Origin of the sequence: Dermabacter sp. HSID17554 (genome assembly GCF_003989295.1) — a bacterium.
Lineage (GTDB): Bacteria > Actinomycetota > Actinomycetes > Actinomycetales > Dermabacteraceae > Dermabacter > Dermabacter vaginalis.
Genome location: NZ_RBLW01000007.1, coordinates 17,977 through 37,153, shown reverse-complemented (window position 1 = coordinate 37,153; position 19,177 = coordinate 17,977). Strand labels below are relative to the sequence as shown.

17 protein-coding genes are annotated in these 19,177 nt (G+C 64.9%); 9 read left to right on the top strand and 8 right to left on the bottom strand.

Translation table 11 applies throughout. From position 1 onward, the window contains the following. Positions 1-42 precede the first annotated feature (42 nt). Complete coding sequence (nhaA, locus tag D8M36_RS09460) at positions 43-1,425, top strand: Na+/H+ antiporter NhaA (RefSeq protein WP_126848490.1); 1,383 nt, start codon at positions 43-45, stop codon at positions 1,423-1,425. A 175-nt stretch (positions 1,426-1,600) separates the two neighbouring features. Then, positions 1,601-2,944: a Na+/H+ antiporter NhaA gene (gene nhaA, locus D8M36_RS09455; RefSeq protein ID WP_126848488.1), complete on the top strand. Its 1,344-nt coding sequence runs from the start codon at positions 1,601-1,603 to the stop codon at positions 2,942-2,944. Between the two features lie 3 nt (positions 2,945-2,947). Here the strand turns inward: nhaA (D8M36_RS09455) and D8M36_RS09450 are convergent, their stop codons facing one another. Beyond that, positions 2,948-4,585, bottom strand: a complete 1,638-nt coding sequence (locus D8M36_RS09450) for an LssY C-terminal domain-containing protein (protein ID WP_238638444.1) — start codon at positions 4,583-4,585, stop codon at positions 2,948-2,950. Between the two features lie 99 nt (positions 4,586-4,684). On the opposite strand from D8M36_RS09450, the gene D8M36_RS09445 reads away from it, so the two are divergent. The 3 genes from D8M36_RS09445 (at position 4,685) to D8M36_RS09435 (ending at position 7,012) form a co-directional block, all read left to right on the top strand. Continuing rightward, entirely contained in the window at positions 4,685-5,560 is an 876-nt protein-coding gene (locus tag D8M36_RS09445; RefSeq protein ID WP_126848486.1) for an aldo/keto reductase, read from the top strand. Between the two features lie 59 nt (positions 5,561-5,619). Then, positions 5,620-6,459: an aldo/keto reductase gene (locus D8M36_RS09440; RefSeq protein WP_065247074.1), complete on the top strand. Its 840-nt coding sequence runs from the start codon at positions 5,620-5,622 to the stop codon at positions 6,457-6,459. A 115-nt stretch (positions 6,460-6,574) separates the two neighbouring features. After that, positions 6,575-7,012 carry a hypothetical protein gene (locus D8M36_RS09435; RefSeq protein ID WP_126848484.1) on the top strand — a complete coding sequence of 146 codons (438 nt, stop codon included), beginning with the start codon at positions 6,575-6,577 and terminating at the stop codon, positions 7,010-7,012. A gap of 147 nt (positions 7,013-7,159) precedes the next feature. On the opposite strand, the gene D8M36_RS09430 is transcribed toward D8M36_RS09435, so the two are convergent. Further along, complete coding sequence (locus tag D8M36_RS09430; RefSeq protein WP_126848482.1) at positions 7,160-8,110, bottom strand: rhomboid family intramembrane serine protease; 951 nt, start codon at positions 8,108-8,110, stop codon at positions 7,160-7,162. Between the two features lie 20 nt (positions 8,111-8,130). Then, positions 8,131-8,667 (bottom strand): peptidylprolyl isomerase, encoded by a 537-nt coding sequence (locus D8M36_RS09425; protein WP_065247071.1) that lies wholly within the window; start codon positions 8,665-8,667, stop codon positions 8,131-8,133. Between the two features lie 174 nt (positions 8,668-8,841). Between D8M36_RS09425 and D8M36_RS09420 the strand changes: the two genes are divergently transcribed. Genes D8M36_RS09420 through gluQRS form a run of 3 tightly spaced genes read left to right on the top strand, consistent with a single transcriptional unit; the run spans position 8,842 to position 11,150 of the window. Then, a complete protein-coding gene (locus tag D8M36_RS09420; protein WP_126848480.1) occupies positions 8,842-9,585 on the top strand; it encodes a hypothetical protein in 744 nt (247 codons plus the stop codon). Continuing rightward, positions 9,578-10,150, top strand: coding sequence for a GNAT family N-acetyltransferase (locus D8M36_RS09415; RefSeq protein ID WP_065247069.1), 573 nt, complete (start codon positions 9,578-9,580; stop codon positions 10,148-10,150). The genes D8M36_RS09420 and D8M36_RS09415 overlap by 8 nt, the downstream gene beginning before the upstream one ends. Further along, entirely contained in the window at positions 10,137-11,150 is a 1,014-nt protein-coding gene (gluQRS, locus tag D8M36_RS09410) for a tRNA glutamyl-Q(34) synthetase GluQRS (protein ID WP_065247068.1), read from the top strand. The genes D8M36_RS09415 and gluQRS overlap by 14 nt, the downstream gene beginning before the upstream one ends. A 60-nt stretch (positions 11,151-11,210) precedes the next feature. Here gluQRS and D8M36_RS09405 read toward each other — a convergent pair whose 3' ends face one another. Then, a complete protein-coding gene (locus D8M36_RS09405; protein WP_065247067.1) occupies positions 11,211-11,654 on the bottom strand; it encodes a nuclear transport factor 2 family protein in 444 nt (147 codons plus the stop codon). A 321-nt stretch (positions 11,655-11,975) separates the two neighbouring features. On the opposite strand from D8M36_RS09405, the gene D8M36_RS09400 reads away from it, so the two are divergent. Then, positions 11,976-12,908 carry a GlxA family transcriptional regulator gene (locus tag D8M36_RS09400; RefSeq protein ID WP_070457837.1) on the top strand — a complete coding sequence of 311 codons (933 nt, stop codon included), beginning with the start codon at positions 11,976-11,978 and terminating at the stop codon, positions 12,906-12,908. A 33-nt stretch (positions 12,909-12,941) separates the two neighbouring features. On the opposite strand, the gene D8M36_RS09395 is transcribed toward D8M36_RS09400, so the two are convergent. The 4 genes from D8M36_RS09395 to D8M36_RS09380 all read right to left on the bottom strand — a co-directional run bounded on the left by D8M36_RS09395 (position 12,942) and on the right by D8M36_RS09380 (position 19,112). After that, positions 12,942-13,673 (bottom strand): VIT1/CCC1 transporter family protein, encoded by a 732-nt coding sequence (locus D8M36_RS09395; RefSeq protein ID WP_070457836.1) that lies wholly within the window; start codon positions 13,671-13,673, stop codon positions 12,942-12,944. Between the two features lie 54 nt (positions 13,674-13,727). Then, positions 13,728-14,744 carry a TerC/Alx family metal homeostasis membrane protein gene (locus tag D8M36_RS09390; protein ID WP_065247064.1) on the bottom strand — a complete coding sequence of 339 codons (1,017 nt, stop codon included), beginning with the start codon at positions 14,742-14,744 and terminating at the stop codon, positions 13,728-13,730. Between the two features lie 82 nt (positions 14,745-14,826). Continuing rightward, positions 14,827-15,681, bottom strand: a complete 855-nt coding sequence (locus D8M36_RS09385; RefSeq protein WP_065247063.1) for an ADP-dependent NAD(P)H-hydrate dehydratase — start codon at positions 15,679-15,681, stop codon at positions 14,827-14,829. Beyond that, positions 15,678-19,112, bottom strand: a complete 3,435-nt coding sequence (locus tag D8M36_RS09380; RefSeq protein WP_238638443.1) for a DEAD/DEAH box helicase — start codon at positions 19,110-19,112, stop codon at positions 15,678-15,680. The genes D8M36_RS09385 and D8M36_RS09380 overlap by 4 nt, the downstream gene beginning before the upstream one ends. Positions 19,113-19,177: the final 65 nt, after the last annotated feature.

Below are 19,177 nucleotides of genomic sequence, written 5' to 3'. Positions count from 1 at the left end.
CCCGAATCCTTCACGACGATCAACCCATTGGAGTAGCACGCAGTGAATAGCAAGCAGGCGTCGGATCGCGACCTCCCCGCACCCAAGCCGGGCACGCCCAAGAAAATTCTTGAGCAGGGAACCTTCCGCGAATACAGCCGCGTTGAACAAATCCTGACGAAAGAATCTGCGGGTGGTGTTGCCCTCGTCATCGCCACCATCCTCGCGCTCATCTGCGCAAACTCCCCCCTTTCGGATCTGTACTTCAGTGTGCGCGATGCGCATCTCGGTTTTGACCTCGGCTGGCTCAACCTCAACCTCTCGATCGCGCACTGGGCCGCCGACGGTCTCCTTGCCGTCTTCTTCTTCCTCGTGGGCCTCGAGCTCAAGCACGAATTCATTCGCGGTGACTTGCGCGACCCGAAGCTCGCGCTTGTCCCCATGCTCGCGGCCGCCGGTGGCGTGGCTGTCCCCGCGGTGATCTATACGCTCGTCAACCTCGCCGGCCCCGAAGCCTCCCACCACGGTTGGGCGATTCCTGCCGCGACCGACATTGCCTTCGCCGTGGCCGTGCTCACCCTCATCGGCTCGAAGCTGCCCGCGGCGCTGCGCACGTTCCTTCTCACGCTCGCCGTTGTTGACGACCTGATCGCGATTCTCATCATTGCGATCTTCTACGCCGAAGAAACGAACCTGCTCTACCTCCTTGCAGCCCTGCCCGTGATCGCGATCTACGCGCTCGTTGCCTACAAGGCCGAATGGCTGTTCAAGAAGCACTACTCGGCGGCGTGGATGATTCTCTTCCCGCTCGCGGTCATCACGTGGATCTTGTTCTACAACTCGGGCGTCCACGCCACCATCGCGGGCGTTGTGCTCGCGTTCTGCGTGCCCGTCCACGCACGCAGCGCCTACGGCCAGCAGCATTCGCTCGCCGAAACCCTCGAGCACAGGCTCCGCCCATTCTCCACAGGTGTTGCCGTTCCCGTGTTCGCGTTCTTTAGCGCGGGCGTTGCCGTGGGCGGCCTCAGCGGCCTGTTCGACGCATGGACCACAACCGTGGCCCTCGGCGTGATCCTCGGTCTCGTATGCGGCAAGATGATCGGTATTACCGGCACAACCTTCCTCGTCACGAAGCTGACGAAGGCGAACCTGGACGACGAGATCAAATGGATCGACCTCATCGGCATGTCCGCCATCGCCGGTATTGGCTTCACCGTGTCGCTCCTCGTCGCGGAGTTGAGCTTCGACCCCACGAGCCCGCTCGTGGAAGACGCGAAGATCGGTGTGCTCACCGCCTCCCTGCTCGCGGCAGTCGTGGGCGCACTCATTCTGCTGCCTCGCAATAATCACTACAAGAAGATCGCCGAGCTCGAATCGCGCGACGAGAACAAGGACGGCATCCCCGACGTGTTCTCCGACGACACTTCGCGCTCACCTCAGCAGTAGCGCACCCCGCACATGAATGGGGCCCGGGTCACACGACCTGGGCCCCTTTCGCATGCGCAATGAAACGGCATGTACACTCGGTTTTTGGTGTGCCGGGAAGTCTGGTCGGCACGGGCCTCGCGGCCGAGACCGCGGCCCGTTGATAATGCCCGCCGAGCCCCCAAGGACTCTCCCCATGACGAGCAACCATCAAAGCCGCACCGACACGATTCTCGCGCGCGGCACCTATCGCGAACTGACGCGCATCGAAAAAATTCTCACGGCCGAAACCACGGGCGGCCTCATCCTCGTAGGCGCCACCATTCTCGCGCTCATCCTCGCGAACTCCCCCGCCGCCGACGCCTACTTCTCGCTTCGCGACATGCACGTCGGCTTCTCCACGAGCTGGCTCGACCTCGACCTTTCTCTCGCGCACTGGGCAGCCGATGGCCTCCTCGCGATTTTCTTCTTCCTCGTGGGGCTTGAGCTCAAGATGGAGCTCACAAAGGGGGATCTGCGCGATCCACGCCGCGCGTTTGTGCCCGTCGCGGCAGCCGTTGGTGGCGTGGCGCTCCCGGCCCTGCTGTACACGGCTTTCAACGCCGCGAACCCCGAAACTCTCGATGGTTGGGCGATCCCCGCCGCGACCGACATCGCCTTCGCCGTCGCCGTTCTCGCCATTGTTGGGTCAAAACTTCCCGCCGCACTGCGCACCTTCCTTCTCACCCTCGCGATCGTCGATGACCTCATCGCCATCACGATCATCGCCGTGTTCTACTCGAGCGACCTCAAGCTCCACTACCTCGCGTTCGCGCTCATCCCCCTCGCGCTTTACTGGCTCGTCGCCAACAAGGCCGAGGCGCTCTTCAAAAAGCACTACAGCGCCGCATGGTTCGTGTTGCTCCCGCTCGGCCTCATCGTGTGGGCGCTCTTCTACAACTCCGGCATTCACGCCACCATCGCCGGTGTGGCCCTCGCGTTCATGATCCCCGTGAACCCCCTCTCGAAGTACGGCGAGCGCTACTCACTTGCCGAGACGTTCGAGCACCGCTTCCGTCCGCTTTCTTCGGGCATCGCCGTGCCGATCTTCGCGTTCTTCAGCGCGGGCGTCGCCGTGGGAGGCCTGAGCGGCCTCACCGAGGCCTGGACGTCGAGCGTTGCGCTCGGCATCATCGTGGGCCTCGTTGTGGGCAAGATGCTCGGCATTGTGGGCACGACCTTCCTCGTGACCCGCCTCCGCGGCGCCAGCCTCGACCCTGATATTAGGTGGATCGACCTCACGGGCGTCGCAGCGCTCGCGGGCATCGGCTTCACCGTGTCGCTCCTCGTGGCCGAGCTCAGCTTCGATGTGTCCAACCCCGCGCACGATTGGGCGAAAGTTGGCGTGCTCACCGCCTCGGTGCTCGCCGCGATCGCCGGCGCGGCCATCCTCGCACCGCGCAACGCACGCTACGCGAAGATCGCCGAACGCGAGAAGGTCGATGCCAACCGTGACGGCATCCCCGACGTGTTCTCCGACGACTCCGCGCGCACGCCGTAAGCCTCAGGCTCGGGCGGGATCCTCGCCGCAGGAGGAACCTTCATCGTTCGCGCTCTCGCGCGCGGCGTAATACGCGATGCGGTCCGTATGCACCCAGATGCGGGCCGCATCCGACGTGAGAGTGAGAAGCGCGAGGGTGCTCAGTCCAACGCCGAGAAGCTCGGAGGCACTCGCCGCCCCCGCCGGTTCAAGTGCCGCCACGCTGATGCGCGTCAGAGAATCGAATGCGAGCAGCGCCATGAGGCCGAGCCTCGCCCATCGATTGCGGCCGATCATGAGCAGGAAGAGCACAATCTGCCCCGCGACGAGCACGGTGAGAGGCACAAGCGGAGCATCACCGAGACGCTCGAAACCAAGAGCGCGCGTGACGCCGTCGGCCACCGTTGCGCCCGAACCCTTCGCCCACACGAGCCACCACAGCCCCAGAACCGCGATCGTTTCAAGAGCGATCATGAGCCCCACAAACCCGATCGAGGGGGGCGGGAGGTGGTGGTCGCCGAAGTTACGAATCGCCTGGAGGAAATCCTCGCGTGCGCCGTGCCATTCGCGCTCGAGCGATTGCATGAGCTCGCCGGGGCGAAGCGAGCGGCCACGCAAGTAGAAGATGCCCGTCGCGCGGTTGCGCGGCTGAATCACGGCGGTGGAACCGGTCGAGCGGGCCTCGGCACCCGTCACGTCAACAACGGGTAGGTGGCCGTCGGTACGCAGCGGGTCGCCGCCGCCATTCACGTGGTGGTACGAGGTCGAATAGTCCTTGATCACGCCGACCGGGATCGCGTGATCGGCGTGCAGAAGCGTATCGACCACGTAGTTGCGTTCAACGTCGGTGTTTTCATCGATCTTGTGCGTGACCTGGAGCGTGAATCGCGAAAGCCCCACGCCACGGTCGTAGGTGGCGGCGGCGAGCCACGTGACACGGTGCCCGCCCGGCATGACCCACTTGTGTGGCACGCGCCAAAAGCGAATGTGATGGCGCCTGAGCGTTGTACCGCCCACCTCCTGCTGATAGGCAAACTCATGGCGCCTGCCGAAGAGGAAGAGCGAGCTCACGGGCGCTCTCGGATACGAGCGCCTCAAGAGGAACGCGACCACGGTGCGGCGTGCACTGTGCAGGGTGTTTTCTTCCGCGAGCACCCATCCGGCCTTGCGCATCGCCACGTGGATATCTTCAGCCGATCCTTCAAAAGCAAGGTTGACGGGGTCACCGAGCAGCCCGTCTGCTGTGCGCGTGCGTCCCATGAAGTAATCGGGAACGTAGACGGCCGTGAGCGCCTGGTGAATGCGCGGGAGTGCGGCGTAGGTGAACACGAGCCAGAACACGAGCAGGTTAATGAGGCGGCTCGGATTGGTCGTAAGGCCCTGGCGAAGAAACACATAGGCGAGTACGAGCGAAAGCACGGTCGCGAGCAGCACGAACACGGCATCGAGTCGCGGATAAATCTCGAGGCGCGGGCGGTCGTGGCCGTGGCCCGCCGCGTGGTCGTACGTGGGGTACGTGAGGGGAACGGGCCGCTTCCACTTCGCAAACCGGGTGCGTTTCGTATGCGGCGGGCGGGGCACCATACGCGGCTTTTCGGGAAGGGAGAGGGGATCCGACGGTTGCCGCGCCTCCGCGCGTGCACGCGCCCCGTAAGCCTCCATGACGCTCATTGTACGGGCGTAGCTTCACCATCGTGATGATTCAGGGACCACCCGATGGAGGTTTATAGGCTGGTGCGAGGCTTTAGGAAGAAGGATGAGATGACCTCCGCGAGCGATGCCGCTACTGCAAGCCCCCTGCTCACACTGAGCGACGGCAGGACGATCCCCCAGCTCGGCTTCGGGGTGTACAAAACCCCGAACGACGAGGTCGAAGCCGCCATCGAATGCGCGTTCGAGGCCGGCTACCGGCACATCGACACGGCGAAGCTCTACGACAACGAGGAGGGCGTGGGGCGGGCCGTGCGCCACTCGGGTCTTGCGCGTTCCGACCTCTTCGTCACGACGAAGGTGTGGAACGACGACCACGGTCGTGAGAAGACCCGCCGCGCTTGTGAAGAGAGCCTCGAGCGGCTCGGTCTCGACTACGTGGACCTCTACCTCATCCATTGGCCCATGCCCATGAACGGCCTCACGGTCGAGACGTGGGAGGAACTCATCAGGCTCCGCGAGGAGGGCCTCGCCACCTCGATCGGCGTGGCAAACTTTCCCGCACGCCGCATCGACGAGCTCACGGCCGCGACGGGCGTTGCGCCGGTTCTCAACCAGATCGAACTCAATCCCTACTTCGCTCAAGCAGAGCTTCGCGAAGCCAACCGCGAACGCGGCGTGCTGAGCCAGGCGTGGGCACCGCTTCACCGAGCCAAGGGCCTCTTCGACGAGCCGATTCTTCGCGACATTGCCGAGCACCGTGGGGCGACGCCCGCGCAAGTGGTCCTCGCGTGGCACCTCGCGCTCGGCACGATCGCCATTCCGAAATCTGTCACGCCGAGCCGCATCCGCGAAAACTTCGCTGCACTGGATGTTCGCCTCACGCCCGAGGACCTCGAGGCGATCGCGACCCTCGATCGCGGGGAGGCCGGGCGCACCGGTTTCGACCCCGAAACGATGGTGCGGGGAGCAGGCTACAAGGGCTAAGCACCACGAATTTCACGCAGGCCAAGAAAAGTGTGAGCGCCAACTGTAAGGAGACAACCATGGCCTACGAAAGTCCACTCACGACCCTAAACGACGGGAAGCAGATCCCGCAGCTCGGCTTCGGCGTGTTCAAGGTCCCGAACGACGAGACCGCCGCTGCCGTCAAGGCCGCCATTGAGACCGGCTACCGCCACATCGATACCGCAGCCGTGTACGGCAACGAGGAGGGTGTGCGCCAGGGTATTGATGCCGCGGGCATCGACCCGAAGGATCTTTTCATCACCACGAAGCTGTGGAACGCGAACCAGGGCTACGACGAGACGATGCGCGCGTTCGACGAGTCCATGGGCAAGCTCGGCCTCGAGGTGCTCGACCTGTACCTCATCCACTGGGCATGCCCGAGCTTCGGCCTCTACAACGACACGTGGAAGGCGTTCATTGAGCTCCAGAAGCAGGGCCGCATCACGTCGATTGGTGTCTCGAACTTCCCCGCGGAAAATCTCGAGGATCTCATCGAAACGAGCGGCGTGACCCCGGTTCTCAACCAGGTTGAGCTTCACCCCTACTTCAACCAGGCGGAGCTGCGCGTTGCCAACACCAAGTACGGCGTTGCCACCGAGGCGTGGGGTCCGCTTGGCCAGGGCGGAGACGTTCTGAGCGACCCCGCCCTCGAGACCATCGCGAAAGCCCACGACGCCAGCATCGCCCAGGTGATCCTCGCGTGGCACCGCCAGCTCGGCACGATCGCCATCCCGAAATCGGTCACGCCTTCGCGCATCGCCGAAAACTGGGAGTCGCTTGGTCTCACGCTCAGCGGCGAGGAGATCGAGAAGATCAACGCTCTTTCGCGTGCCGATGGCCGCGGCGGCCCGGACCCGGCCACGGCGGATTTCAAGTAAACCGTCGGAGGCGAAGTTTCGTTCCGTTAAGCGGAAGGTAACAAGTTCCCGAACACTGTGCGGATCCTGCCCGCGCCCTCTTCCCAGGGGGCGCGGGCCTTCCTATTTTGGAGGCATGAGTGACGCACGCACCCTTTCCCGCACCGATTACACATTCCGCGCACGCGGCCAGTTCGCGCTTTCACAAGACGAGGCGTGGGACCGCATGACCCAGCAGTGGCTTCCCGCCTGGCTGGGTCTGCCGTCGATCCCGCTCATGGTGGGTGGCCCACTCGTCAAGAATCCCGGTAAGAACCGCCAGATCATCGGCAAGGTGCTCGGCTCGGCGCTCGGGCACCGCATTCGCGTGCAGTACGACAGCCCGCTCGTGAACGCTCGCATCATCGTGCAGGCCACCCTCATGGAGGATGAGGGCGCAACCATTCTTGAACTCGATGTGGAGCAGGCCCCCTCGCACGAGGCCCTCGAATCTCTCCGCGAGGTGTGGAGCGAGCGCGTGGCCGCCGCCGAAGCCGAGGTTGCACGCGAACACGAGGCACACCGCGCGCTCTAAGGGCTCGCCCCAACCGCATACGCGAAAGCCCCGCCCGTGTGGGCGGGGCATCGGTGCTGTTCACGCGTGAATGACACCCTTGTAGTTCTCCCCAACCGTGAACAACGTTGTGGATAACTCAGTTGTGCGGTGGTGGCTGGAGTAACCCTAGGCGAGGTAAGCCGTCTGCGCCGCGAACCACCATTTCACCGCGCACGCGGCGATCAGCAACACGACGATTCCCGCGATCACGCCGCCGTGAATGAGCGCCGATTTTTTCGCGACAGCAACGCGATCCGCGCCAGGTTCGGCGGTGGGTCGGGTTGCGAAGAACAGGCCGACGGCTGCTGCCCCCACAACGAGGCCTCCAAGGTGGCCCTGCCACGAGATACCCGGGTAAATGAAGCCAATCACGAAGTTGAGCACGATAAGGATAAGAACCTGCGTGCTCTCCGCACCGAGCCGGCGTTGGAGGATCAGGAGCGCGCCGAACATGCCGAAAAGACCGCCCGAAGCGCCTACCGTGCCCGTGAACCACGAATCCGTGCCGATGCTTGACAGAAGCAGCACGGCGGTGTGCCCGCCGAGCACGCTCACGAGGAACACCGCGAGGTATCGCCAGTGCCCGAGCGCGCGCTCAAGATACTGCCCAACGGCCCACAGCGCGTAGAGATTCAACCCCACGTGTGCGATTCCCCCGTGGAGGAAGCCGCTCGTGAGGAAAGTCCACGGCATCGCGAGCGAGCGGAACGGCGCGAACATGAACCACTGCGAGAGTGTGTGATCAAGCCCGATGAACTGGAGTGCGAAGATCACGGCGCACAGCCCCATGATCGTGTACGTCACGACGGGGAGGGTGCGCACGGGCTCGGCTCCCACAACGGTTCGCGGCATGCTCTGACGCTGACTGTGTTCGGCCTCGCTCACGCAGTCGACGCATTGGATGCCTACGGCGGCCCTGCGCTGGCATTCGACGCACGCGGGGCGGTCGCAGCGCTGGCAGCGGATAAGAGAGGGCCGATCCGGGTGGCGCGGGCACACGGGGGCCGCACTACTCGTGTAGTCCGGCTCGCCCCCGCCCGGCTTCGGATCGGCTCCTTTTCCGTAGCTCTGGGACATTGACGGTGAAACCCTGCGGGTTAGTCCTCGATGGTCACCGAGGTGATGACGACATCCTCGAGCGGACGGTCACGCATGTCGGTGTCGACCTTGGCAATCTCGTCAACGACTTTCTTCGACTCGTCGTCAGCGACCTCGCCGAACACGGTGTGCTTGCCGTGGAGGTACTGGGTGGGGGCAACGGTGATGAAGAACTGCGAGCCGTTCGTGCCCGAGGGGCGGCCCGTGATGGCGTTCATGCGCTTACCGGCGTTCGCCATGGCGAGCACGTAGGGCTCGTTGAAGTTCTTTTCCGAGATTTCATCGTCGAAGTTGTAGCCGGGGCCGCCCGTACCGGTGCCGGTCGGGTCGCCGCCCTGAATCATGAAGCCATCGATGATGCGGTGGAAGATCACGCCGTCGTAGTAGGGGCGCTTTTCCTTGTCGCCCGTCACCGGATTCGTGAATTCGCGCTCACCCTTGGCGAGCTCAACGAAGTTCGCGACGGTCTTGGGGGCGTGGTTGGGGAACAGTTCGAGGCGGATATCGCCGTGATTAGTGTGAAGCGTTGCAAACATGCCTCGATCCTCCCATACCCTCGCTGAAAACCGCTGAACGGCGCTCACCCATTCTGCATAGAAACTGTGATCCGCCGATGTACCGCTAGTAGGCTTGAGACATCGCGGCGTGGCCACCACCCGCACTTCCAGACCGCCGCCGGGGTTTCCGGCGCACGAACGAAAGGGTCAGCGATGGCTTTCACCAATTCCAAGCGCGAGGCCAAGAAGGCCGCGAAGAAGCACGCAAAGAACGCCAAGAAGCAGGCGAAGCACGCCCAGAGCACGTGGCGCAAGGCGCTCGATAACGCCGGTCCGCTGTTCAACGAGGCTTCGAAGGGGGCGCGTAAGCGCGCCGAGAAGTTCTACGGCGACTACGCCCCCGAGGTGGAAAAGCGCGTGCGCAAGGGCCTCAACGCCGGCCAGGCACGCGTGAGCGGGCTTTCGGGCCGTCTTTCCGATGAATTCGACCGCAACGTCGGCCCCCGCGCACTCAAGTTCCGTAGCGATTTTGAGGCCGACTACCTCCCCCGCGCTCGCCGCACGGCGGACGCCGCGAACACGACCCTCGGCGCAGCTGTTGCCGCCGCCGTCGATGCCGCTCGCGCCGAGTGGGAGAAGGGCGCTCCGGAAATCCGTACCGCCGCTACCACGAGCCCCGTGGCCGACAAGAAGAAGTCGAAGGTGGGCACCGTCCTCGTTGTGCTCGGCATTGCCGCTGTTGCCGGCACCGCCGGCTACCTCGCGTGGCAGAAGACCCGCCCCGTCGAGGATCCGTGGGCTCCGCCGGCTGACTTCGCTCGCTCGCACTACCCCGCCGCAGGCGTGAGCGAAGAGGATTCGACCGAGGTTTCCGATTCGGTGGCCGCAGCCGAGGCTGGCGACGTTCCCGAGTCGCTCGCCGATGGCGAGAAGGAAAACACCCACAAGGGTGAGTGACACTTCGCCTCTGAGCAGCGAGAGCCCCGTTCCCCACGCACTCCGTGGGAGCGGGGCTCTCTCGCACGTCCTCGCACCGTTGAGCACCGAGGACCTCCCTGAGCTGTGGCTCCTCCACTCCGATCCACGCGCGTTCGAGCTCGACTCGATCGGTCCACTTGAGACCGTCGACCAGATGCAGCGCGTTCTCGGTGTGTGGATCGCCTCGCACGAGCGAGACGGCTACGGCTACCACGCGATTCGCACTCGAGGAGCGGGAACGTTCCTCGGTGTCGCAGGCCTCTCGGGCATGCCGCTCGGCGAGCGCTGGGTCGCCAACACCTACGTGAGGCTCGCACCCGAGGCATGGGGCACGGGTCTTGCCACGGCCGCCCTCGCTCAGAGTCTGCGTGCTGTCGCCTCCCTCCGCGACGCCCCGCGCGAAGCCGCATTTATTACCGCGGATCAGAACCTCCCCGCGCGTCGCCTCGCCGAACGCCTCGGCTTCACCCTTTCCACCGAAAGCGACCCAACCGAAACGGGCGCGCATGTCGTCTACCTCCTCGATCTCCATGACTACTCCTGACTCCCACTCCCCCTTGGGCTTCGCGGGCCGCTACGCGCCCTCGCCGAGCGGCGACCTCCACCTCGGCAACCTCCGCACGGCGATCCTCGCGTGGGTATTCGCGCGCCGCACGGGCCGCGATTTCCTCATGCGCATGGAGGACCTCAACCGGGTGAAAGAGGGAAGCGCCGCACGGCAACTCGAGGACATGGAGGCGCTTGGCCTCGACTGGGACGGCCCTGTCGCCTGGCAGTCGAAGCGACTTGACCTGTATCAGCGGGTCGTGGCTGCCCTCGATGAACGCGGACTCGTCTACGAGTGCTATTGCACCCGCCGCGAGATTCACGAGGCGCCGTCGGCCCCTCACGCCCCGCCGGGGGCGTACCCAGGGACGTGCCGTGAGCTGACCGAGGCCGAGCGAACGGCCGGCCGAGAGAAGATGCGCGCACTAAATCGGGAACCGTCGCTGCGACTGCGCGCGGATACGCACTCCTACGAGGTCACCGACCTGTACGCCGGGCACACCGTGGGCGATGTCGACGACTTCGTGCTCGTGCGCGGCGATGGGATGTTCGCCTACAACCTCGTGGCGGTGGTCGACGATATCGAGACGGGGGTCGACCAGGTCGTGCGCGGGGATGATCTCCTCAGCTCGAGCCCGCGCCAGGCCTACCTCACCGATCTGCTCGCGCAGGCCGCGCCCTGGCTTTTCCCGCACCCCGATCGGCTCAGCGCGGGTCCGACGGTCGCCGGGACAGCCTCGCCGCCGCATCCGTCGGCGCAACTCTCCTACATTCACGTCCCGCTCGCCCTCAACACCGATGGGGCGAGGCTCGCCAAGCGAGACGGAGCCGTGACGCTCAGGGATCGCCTCGCCAAAGGGGAAAGCCCCGAGGACGTCGCCGAAACCATCGGAGACTCCCTGGGGCTTCCGGGGTGCCGAAGCGCCCGCGACATCCTCGAGGCCTTCGACCCTGAAGCCTTGCCGCGAGCGCCGTGGATCTACACTCCCGGCGAGTGAGCCGGCGCCTAGATGTACTGACCGGGGACGGTGATCAATCGCGAGAAGGGCGGCGGAGTGTCACCAAGTGGGAAGTTCGCCCCGGCCTGGGGTGATGCGTCGTTCCTCCTGGCTGATGGGGCGGTCGTTGATGCTGGCCTCGCGATGGGTCATGTAGCCGTGCGCGTCGAAGCGCCACAGTTCGTTACCGTAGGAGCGCCACCACTGGCCGTCATGGTCGTGCCATTCGTACTGGAATCGCACGGCGATCTGATCATCGGTGAACGCCCACAGGTTCTTGCGAAGCTGGTAGTCGAGTTCCCGATCCCATTTGGTGGTGAGGAAGGCGATCACCTGGTCGCGGCCGGTGATCGTCTGGTCACGGTTTCGCCAGACAGTGTCCACACTGTAGGCCTGCGCGACCTTCTCGGGATCGCGCGTGTTCCATGCGTCCTCGGCGGCCTGTACCTTACGGGCGGCGGTTTCAGCGGTGAACGGTGGGATTGGGTTGCGTGTTTCGGTCATGTGATTACTCCTCGATCTGGGAATGTGAACCGCCCCGGCATGTCCGGAGACTTGGCTTGGTGGCTCAATGGGATGTGTCAGTGGTTTAAGGGCGTTGGCCAGATGGGCGGCGCCGGGTGGTACTCGATGCCGTCCTGTACTTGTCGGGCGCGTTCGGGGCTGGCGAGTCGTCCGACGAAGAGGAGGGCCATATCGAAGCCTGCCGAAACGCCGGTTGCCGTGACCACCCGCTTGCTCATGGACTCAAACCTACCGGGGCGCCCTGCCCAGTGCGAGTGGCGGGAATGACGTATAACGCGCAGTTCCTGCCATTATTGCTACATGCCACACCATGTTGTCGCCCTCGCCCTGCCCGGAGTGGTCGCCTTCGACCTGTCGACGGTTGCTCAGGTCTTCGGACACCCCGCCGAGGAGGAGTACACCTTTGCGGTGTCGACGCCCGGCGGTGACGACGTAATGACCTCCAGCGGATTCAGCATCGGCACCGTCCATGACCTGGACGCGCTGGCCCACGCCGACACGATCATCATCCCTGGCTACCGGCCCTATCCCCGTCCTCATGAAAGCACGCTGAAGGTGCTCCGTGACGCCCACCAGCGCGGCACAAGAGTCGCGTCGGTGTGCACTGGCGCCTTCGCTCTCGCTGCAACCGGACTCCTTGACGGACTGACGGCCACCACGCACTGGCAGGACGCCATGGAGTTGCAGCGGCTGTACCCCGACATCACGGTGCAGCCCGATGTGCTCTATGTCGACCACGGACAGGTCGCCACCAGCGCCGGTGTAGCAGCCGGAATCGACCTGTGCCTGCACCTGGCGCGCAGGGACTTTGGGGAGCGGGCCGCTACCCGGATCGCTCGCCGCATGGTGGTACCGCCCCACCGAGCAGGCGGCCAGGCCCAATACATCGAGCCAGCGGCTGCTCCCACGACACATGGCTTCGCCGAACTCGCCGCATGGATCGTGGACCACCTCGACCAGAGCCTCACCGTCGCCGACCTGGCGCGCCAGGCGCACTTGTCCGAGCGGCAGCTCGCGCGACGCTTCGTTGCCGAGATGGGACAGACCCCCCTGCAATGGATCTTGCACCAACGAGTCCTTGCCGCCCGACACCTGCTGGAGAACAGCCACCTGCCAGTCGATGTCATTGCCCAGCGCACTGGCTTGGGAACAGCTAGCACGCTACGGCGTCACCTGCGTCGTGAGATCAACGTGACTCCCACGAACTACCGGCGCACCTTCCGCGCTGACTAAGGACTGGTCGATCAACCTCTCCGGTCAGTACACCTAGATCACGCTCACGCCGAGCAGCGTGCCGATGCCGTAGGAGACGGCCATCGCTGCCGTACCGCCGAGAATCGTGCGGATCGTGGCGCGGCCCGCTTTCGCCTGGCCGAGGCGCGCCGAAATGAAACCGGTGAGGGCGAGTGCGAGCACTACCGACGCCACGACGGCGGGAACCTTGAAGGCCACGGGCGTGACGAGCACGGCGATGACCGGAAGCAAGCCGCCGAGCGTGAACGCGATGAGGGAAGCAAACGCAGCACCCATGGGCGAGGCGATCGACTCTTCTTCGATGCCGTAGCGCACGCGGGCGTGAGCGTCGAGCGCGTCGTGCGCGCTCATGCGTTCGGCGGCTTCGCGCGCAAGGTCTTCGGGGATCCCGGTCTCCTCGAGAGAGGCCGCGAGGGCGGCGAGTTCACGTTCCGGGTCCGTGGCGAGGCGCTGCCGCTCACGCTCGAGGAGCGAACGTTCGGTGTCTCGCTGCGTCGAAACGGACACGTACTCGCCCATCGCCATCGAGAGCGCGCCGGCACTGAGCGCGGCGGCGCCCGCGATCGCGAGAGCGCCGAAGGTCGGGGTTGCGGCGGCGACACCAACGACCATGCCGGCGACGGACACGATGCCATCATTTGCGCCGAGTACGCCGGCACGCAGGCGGTTGAGGTTCGCCGATGACGCGGCGCGGTCGTGTGTGTCTTCGGGGGAGGTTTCTGGGGCAGGGGTGGAGCTACTCATAGCTCTCACGCTATGTCGCTAAAAACCTTGCCCGCTAGACCGGGAAGCCTACCCTTAGCGGCCTTCGCCACCCTCGACAGCAGCCGCCGGTTGATCGTCGTTCGTCTTCGGCGCCCACAGAAGCGAGGCGATGATCGCGATGATCATCGAGCCGGCGATCACGGCGAGCGAAAGCCAGATCGGGATCTCGGGGATCGAGTGCACGAAGTGACCAAAGCCTGAATCCTTAGGCCACAGCGGCGCCTCGTGGGCCGCGTGAATGACGAGCTTCACGCCGATGAAGGCGAGGATCGCCGCGAGGCCGTAGTGGAGGTACACGAGGCGGTCCACGAGCCCACCGAGTAGGAAGTACAGCTGGCGAAGCCCCATGAGCGCAAACAGGTTCGTCGTGAACACGATGAACGGGTTCTGCGTAATGCCGAGGATCGCCGGGATCGAGTCGAACGCGAACATCACGTCGGTCAGGCCGATCGTAAGGAACACGAGCAGCATCGGCGTGAAGACCTTCTTGCCGTTCACCACCGTGCGAATCTTACTCCCGTCGTAGTGATCGTGGACGTGGACGACCTTTTTAAGGTTCTTCATGACGAAGCCGTCCTCGGCCTCCTCCTCTTCCTCGCCCTGGACCTGTTTGTAGGCCGTGTAGAACAGGAAGATCGCAAAGATGTAAAACACCCACGCGAAGGAATTGATCACGGCGACGCCGAGCAAAATCAAGATCGCGCGCGCGATGAGCGCGATGATGATGCCCACCATGAGCACCTCTTGCTGGTATTTCCTCGGCACAGCAAACTTCGACATGATCACAATGAACACGAAGAGGTTGTCGATACTGAGCGAGTATTCGGTGAGCCAGCCCACGATGAATTGTCCCGCGACCTGGTGGCCGGCGAGGAAGTAGAGCGTGACGGCGAAGATGAGCGCGAGCGCCACGTAGAACACGACCCAGCCGATGCATTCCTTGAAGGACGGCACGTGGGGGCGCTTGAGAACGAGGAGAAGGTCGATAACGAGGATCGCAACGAGGACAATCAGCGAAATGACCTCGAACTGCAGGGAAATCTCACCCATCGGGGTCCCTTCGGGCTGGGGGCGGTGGAAATGACGAGGGCGCCTCACATCATGGGGCGCCCGTCTTCGGATTGTGTCTAGTCTACGTGTTCACCTTGGACGAGAGTCGAGCGAAGAGGTCGGGAATCACCTGCGCAATGTCGCTTGCGAGAATCGGCGCGTGGCCCTCACCCGCTGCGAGGGCCGCGGCGTGAGCGTGCAGGGTCACAGCGGCTTCGCACACCGCAAGGAGCGTCCGACGGTCGCCGCGCTCAAGCCCTTGCGCGATCTGTGCGTGGTTGAGCGCCAGCAACGCCCCGGTGATGCCCGCGAGCGCATCGCCCGTTCCCGCGGTCGCGAGGCGCGTCGTGGGCGATGTGACCGCGAGAGTGTCCTCTCCCGGCGCGGCAATCCACGTCGTGTGCCCCTTGAGGATCACCGTCGCGCCGGTGCGCTCGGCGAGGGTTTCCGCGGCCTCGCGGGGTGAGGACGCGATGCGACCACGGTCCCAGCCATCGAGCAGGCTCGCGGCCTCCCCCGCGTGAGGGGTGAGGACGAGGCGGGCGGAGAAACCGTCGGAATTCGCACGCGCCAGGGCGGGTCCAAGCGCGCCCGCATCCGCGACCAGAAGGGCACCCGGCGAGGTTTCCGTCATGCACGCGCGCACGGCCTCAAGACGGCCCGGCCCTTCCCATCCGGAGCCAGCCACGAATGCCTGTGCACGGCCGACGGCGGGGACGACCTCGGGTGTACGCGCGATCACCATGCGCGCGACGGCTTCGGGCCCGAGGTAACGCACCATGCCCACGCCGCAGCGGGCCGCCGCTTCACAGCCGATGAGCGCCGCGCCCGGGTAGTGCTCGCTGCCCGTCGCCATGCACACAACGCCGCGCGTGTACTTGTGGTCGCGCTCGGTAGGCGCGGGCCAGAAGCGGGCGAGGTTGGCGAGACCGGTCACGAGAAGAGCTCCTTGACGTCGTCGGCGGTGATCTGTGCGCTGAACGCCTCGCCACCGTCGGTGAGCGAATCGAACAGCGCGCGTTTCTTCTCCTGGAGCGCGAGAACCTTGTCCTCGATCGTATCCGCCGCGACGAGGCGGTAGACCATGACGCGCTCCGTTTGGCCGATGCGGTGCGTGCGGTCAATCGCCTGGTTTTCGGCGGCGGGATTCCACCACGGATCGAGGAGAAACACGTAGTCGGCCTCGGTGAGCGTCAGGCCGAAACCGCCAGCCTTGAGGGAGATGAGGAAGACCGGGTCATCGCCCTCGCGGAAGTCTCGGATGACGTCCGCGCGATCGCGGGTCGAACCATCGAGGTACTGGTAGGCGACCTGCCGCTCGCGCAGTTGCTCCGCGACGCGCGCGAGGAAGCTCGTGAACTGCGAAAACACCAGCACGCGGTGCCCCTCGGCAACGACTTCATCGAGCCGCTCGAAAAGAACCGCGAGCTTCGTCGACGGCGCGTTCTTATCGCCGCCATCGTCCACGAGCGCGGGATCGAGCGCGAGCATCCGCAAGAGTGTGAGTGAGCGAAACACGATGAAGCGGTTCTTGTCCATGTCGTCGATCAGGCCGAGGACCTTCTTGCGCTCGCGTTGAAGCACCGAGTCGTAGATCCTGCGGTGCGCGCCCTCGAGCTCGACCTTGACGACCTGCTCCTGCTTCTGAGGAAGGTCCTTCGCGACGAGTTCCTTCGTGCGGCGCAGCATGAACGGGCGGAGCCTACGACGAAGCACGGGCATCTTCTCCGGATGCTCGCCCGATTCGATCGGCTGCGTGAAGTGGGTGCGGAACTGCACGTGCGGGCCGAGCACGCCCGGCGCGACGATCGACATGAGCGCCCACAGGTCCCCGAGGGAGTTCTCCATGGGCGTGCCCGTAATGGCGAGACGGAAAGGCGCTTTGATGCGCTTGACCGCTTGATGGATGCGCGAGGCGCGGTTCTTCACGAATTGGGCCTCGTCGAGGATGAGGCCCGCGAACTGTTCGCGTGCGAAATCCTCCGAATCGATGCGGGCGATCGTGTAACTCGTGACGACGATATCGGCGCCTTCGATTTCGCGCCGCAGCTCCGTTTTTCGGGCGCGCCTCGTGCGATCGACGAGCGCGACCTTCAGGTTGGGCGTGAAGCGCTCGGCTTCCGCCTGCCACACCCCGAGCACGCTGCTCGGCGCCAGGACGAGGAAGGGGCGATGGGTGTCGGCAGGCGTCGGACCTGCACTTGCCTGGGCGGAGGTCTCCCCCGCGTGCACCACCACCGAGCCGTTCCCCTCCCCCGCACTCGCCGTCTCTCGCGCGTGCTGGATAAGCGTGAGCGCCTGGAGGGTTTTGCCGAGGCCCATGTCATCGGCGAGAATCCCGCCGAGCCCGAGCGAATACAGCAGCGCAAGGAACTCGAAGCCCTCACGCTGGTAGGAGCGCAGCTTCGCGTGCAGCCCGGCTGGAATGGGCGTATGGGGGATGGCCTCGAGGTTCTTCAGTTTTCCGACGGTTTCTTCCCAACCGTCGGCAGCCTCGGTCGCATCTGCGGCGTCGGCGAGATCCTCCCAGAACCCCACCTGATACTTCGAGATCTGCTGGCGTTCGGGGTTCCACTCCGCGAGGACCTCCCCCTCGGCGATGAGGGCGCGAAGGGCATCGAATGCGGGATGCTCAAGCGAAAAATAGGTGCGGTCCTCGAGCAGAAGCGTTGACTGGCCCTTCGCGAGCGCCACAAACAGGGAAGGGAACGGGATCGTTCTGCCCTCGAGCGTGACCTCAAAGCCCAAGTCGAACCAGTCGTTCTTCGCGGGATTCTCGGTTTGCCGCACGCGCACCGACGGGGCGCCGTCGAGCTCGCGATAGGCATGGCGCGTGCCCGAGATCGTGACGTCGATGCCGTCCATCGCCTCGAGCTCAGGCAGAACGCGCGTCGTGAAGTGGGCGGTGTCCACGTCGCTCAGCTTCTCTGTGCCTTCGGCGGCGCGGTCATCGGGGCGTGCGCCGCCGACCGTTGGCCACACCTCACGCACCTCGGCGAGGAGCTCATCCTCGTAGTCGTGATCGCGGTCGGCGCCGTCACGCGCATGCACGCTGAAGCGGCGGCGCGTCGACGGGTACAGCCACGACCACGTCAGAGCAAGGGCATTCGCGCCGCTATACGTGAGTTCGAGCTGCAGCCTCGGCTTCTTGGGCGCAGGCATCGCGACACTCCCGTCGCCACTCGCGACGCTCGTGACGCGGTTCAGGCGAGGAAGCGCACTCTCGAAGAAGGCCTCGCGGTCACTCTTTGGCACGTCAATGCGGGTCCGGGCTTCAAGGAGGCGCTGCACCGGCATCGGCACGGGTGCGGACGTTGCCGCAAACTCAATATTGAACGTACCGCTCTTGCCTGGGGAGATATCAATGACGCCGTTCGAGCCAAGCATGCGCGCCTCGGGCCTCGGATCGCCGTCGATATGTGCGAGGGCCCGCACCGTGAGAGCATCGGCGCCACTCAGGTCGAGGCCAACGTCGGCCCCCTCACCGAGGCGGACCTCGCCAACGTTCTCCAATCCCACAAACGCCACTCCCGCTTCGCGAGCGCGCGCGAGAGCCTCCCACAGGATCGGCGAGCGAAACTGGTTGATCCACAGCTGCTCGACCGCGGCCGTATGGCTGCGATCCGCCTCCGAGAGCGCAAAGATCCTGGTCAGGGCGTCAGCGTGCGCGGGGTCGAAACCGCGCCCACGCATGCGGTACTCGAACGTGCGCCACGACAGCCCCGACTTGATCCAGTTGTTGCGCTTGCCGCGGCGCAGCGGGCGGATCGACAGATACACGCTCTTGCCCGCCTCGAGGTGAGCCATCGTGAACGGTTCATACCCCCACGAAAATCTCGTCTTCGTGAGTTGCTCAGCTTTGAGCTCGAAGCCGAGGGCGAGAGGGGTCGTATCCTCCGTCTCTTCCTCGCTCGCCCGCAAGAGCGGCGCGAGGGTCTCAAGCCACGAGGCGGGCTGCTCAGCCTCCGCTTCGACCTCCGCCTCGCGGCTCTCGCTCCACTGCTCCGCCTGCCGGCCCGACCACAGCGCAAGAGCCGCGCCGTGCTCGCATTTCATGACCACGGGACACGAGCACGTCGACTGCACGGGAATCCACAGGGGAAGCGCCTCCTCGGTGTCGCTTTCCTCATCGTCAACGCGGTGAAGCGACACGCGGACGCGATAGGGATCCGGGCCGCGACCGTGCACGACACCGATGAGCTCGCCCTTCGAGCCGGTCGAGGTCGTCACCCAATTGGGGAGGCGAATGTGCTCGTCGTTCGCGTAATCGACCGCGCGCTCCACGACGACGCGCCCAAACATCGGTTCGATGAGGGCCTTCGGCACGAAGGGAAACGGCTGCTGAGGGGTGCGCGCGGAAGAAGCCATAAATTCCAGGGTACAGGCCAGGAGAAAGCGCCGTCGGACCACCAAAAGCCCCCAGGCGCGACCGT

Excerpts from the sequence above, each read along its gene's own strand:
- nhaA (WP_126848488.1), top strand. The coding sequence starts at position 1,601 with ATGACGAGCAACCATCAAAGCCGCACCGACACGATTCTCGCGCGCGGC.
- D8M36_RS09420 (WP_126848480.1), top strand. The coding sequence starts at position 8,842 with ATGGCTTTCACCAATTCCAAGCGCGAGGCCAAGAAGGCCGCGAAGAAG.
- D8M36_RS09430 (WP_126848482.1), bottom strand. The coding sequence starts at position 8,110 with ATGTCCCAGAGCTACGGAAAAGGAGCCGATCCGAAGCCGGGCGGGGGC.
- gluQRS (WP_065247068.1), top strand. The coding sequence starts at position 10,137 with ATGACTACTCCTGACTCCCACTCCCCCTTGGGCTTCGCGGGCCGCTAC.
- D8M36_RS09400 (WP_070457837.1), top strand. The coding sequence starts at position 11,976 with ATGCCACACCATGTTGTCGCCCTCGCCCTGCCCGGAGTGGTCGCCTTC.
- D8M36_RS09425 (WP_065247071.1), bottom strand. The coding sequence starts at position 8,667 with ATGTTTGCAACGCTTCACACTAATCACGGCGATATCCGCCTCGAACTG.
- D8M36_RS09440 (WP_065247074.1), top strand. The coding sequence starts at position 5,620 with ATGGCCTACGAAAGTCCACTCACGACCCTAAACGACGGGAAGCAGATC.
- D8M36_RS09395 (WP_070457836.1), bottom strand. The coding sequence starts at position 13,673 with ATGAGTAGCTCCACCCCTGCCCCAGAAACCTCCCCCGAAGACACACAC.
- D8M36_RS09445 (WP_126848486.1), top strand. The coding sequence starts at position 4,685 with ATGACCTCCGCGAGCGATGCCGCTACTGCAAGCCCCCTGCTCACACTG.
- D8M36_RS09390 (WP_065247064.1), bottom strand. The coding sequence starts at position 14,744 with ATGGGTGAGATTTCCCTGCAGTTCGAGGTCATTTCGCTGATTGTCCTC.
- D8M36_RS09405 (WP_065247067.1), bottom strand. The coding sequence starts at position 11,654 with ATGACCGAAACACGCAACCCAATCCCACCGTTCACCGCTGAAACCGCC.
- D8M36_RS09380 (WP_238638443.1), bottom strand. The coding sequence starts at position 19,112 with ATGGCTTCTTCCGCGCGCACCCCTCAGCAGCCGTTTCCCTTCGTGCCG.
- D8M36_RS09450 (WP_238638444.1), bottom strand. The coding sequence starts at position 4,585 with ATGGAGGCTTACGGGGCGCGTGCACGCGCGGAGGCGCGGCAACCGTCG.
- D8M36_RS09435 (WP_126848484.1), top strand. The coding sequence starts at position 6,575 with ATGAGTGACGCACGCACCCTTTCCCGCACCGATTACACATTCCGCGCA.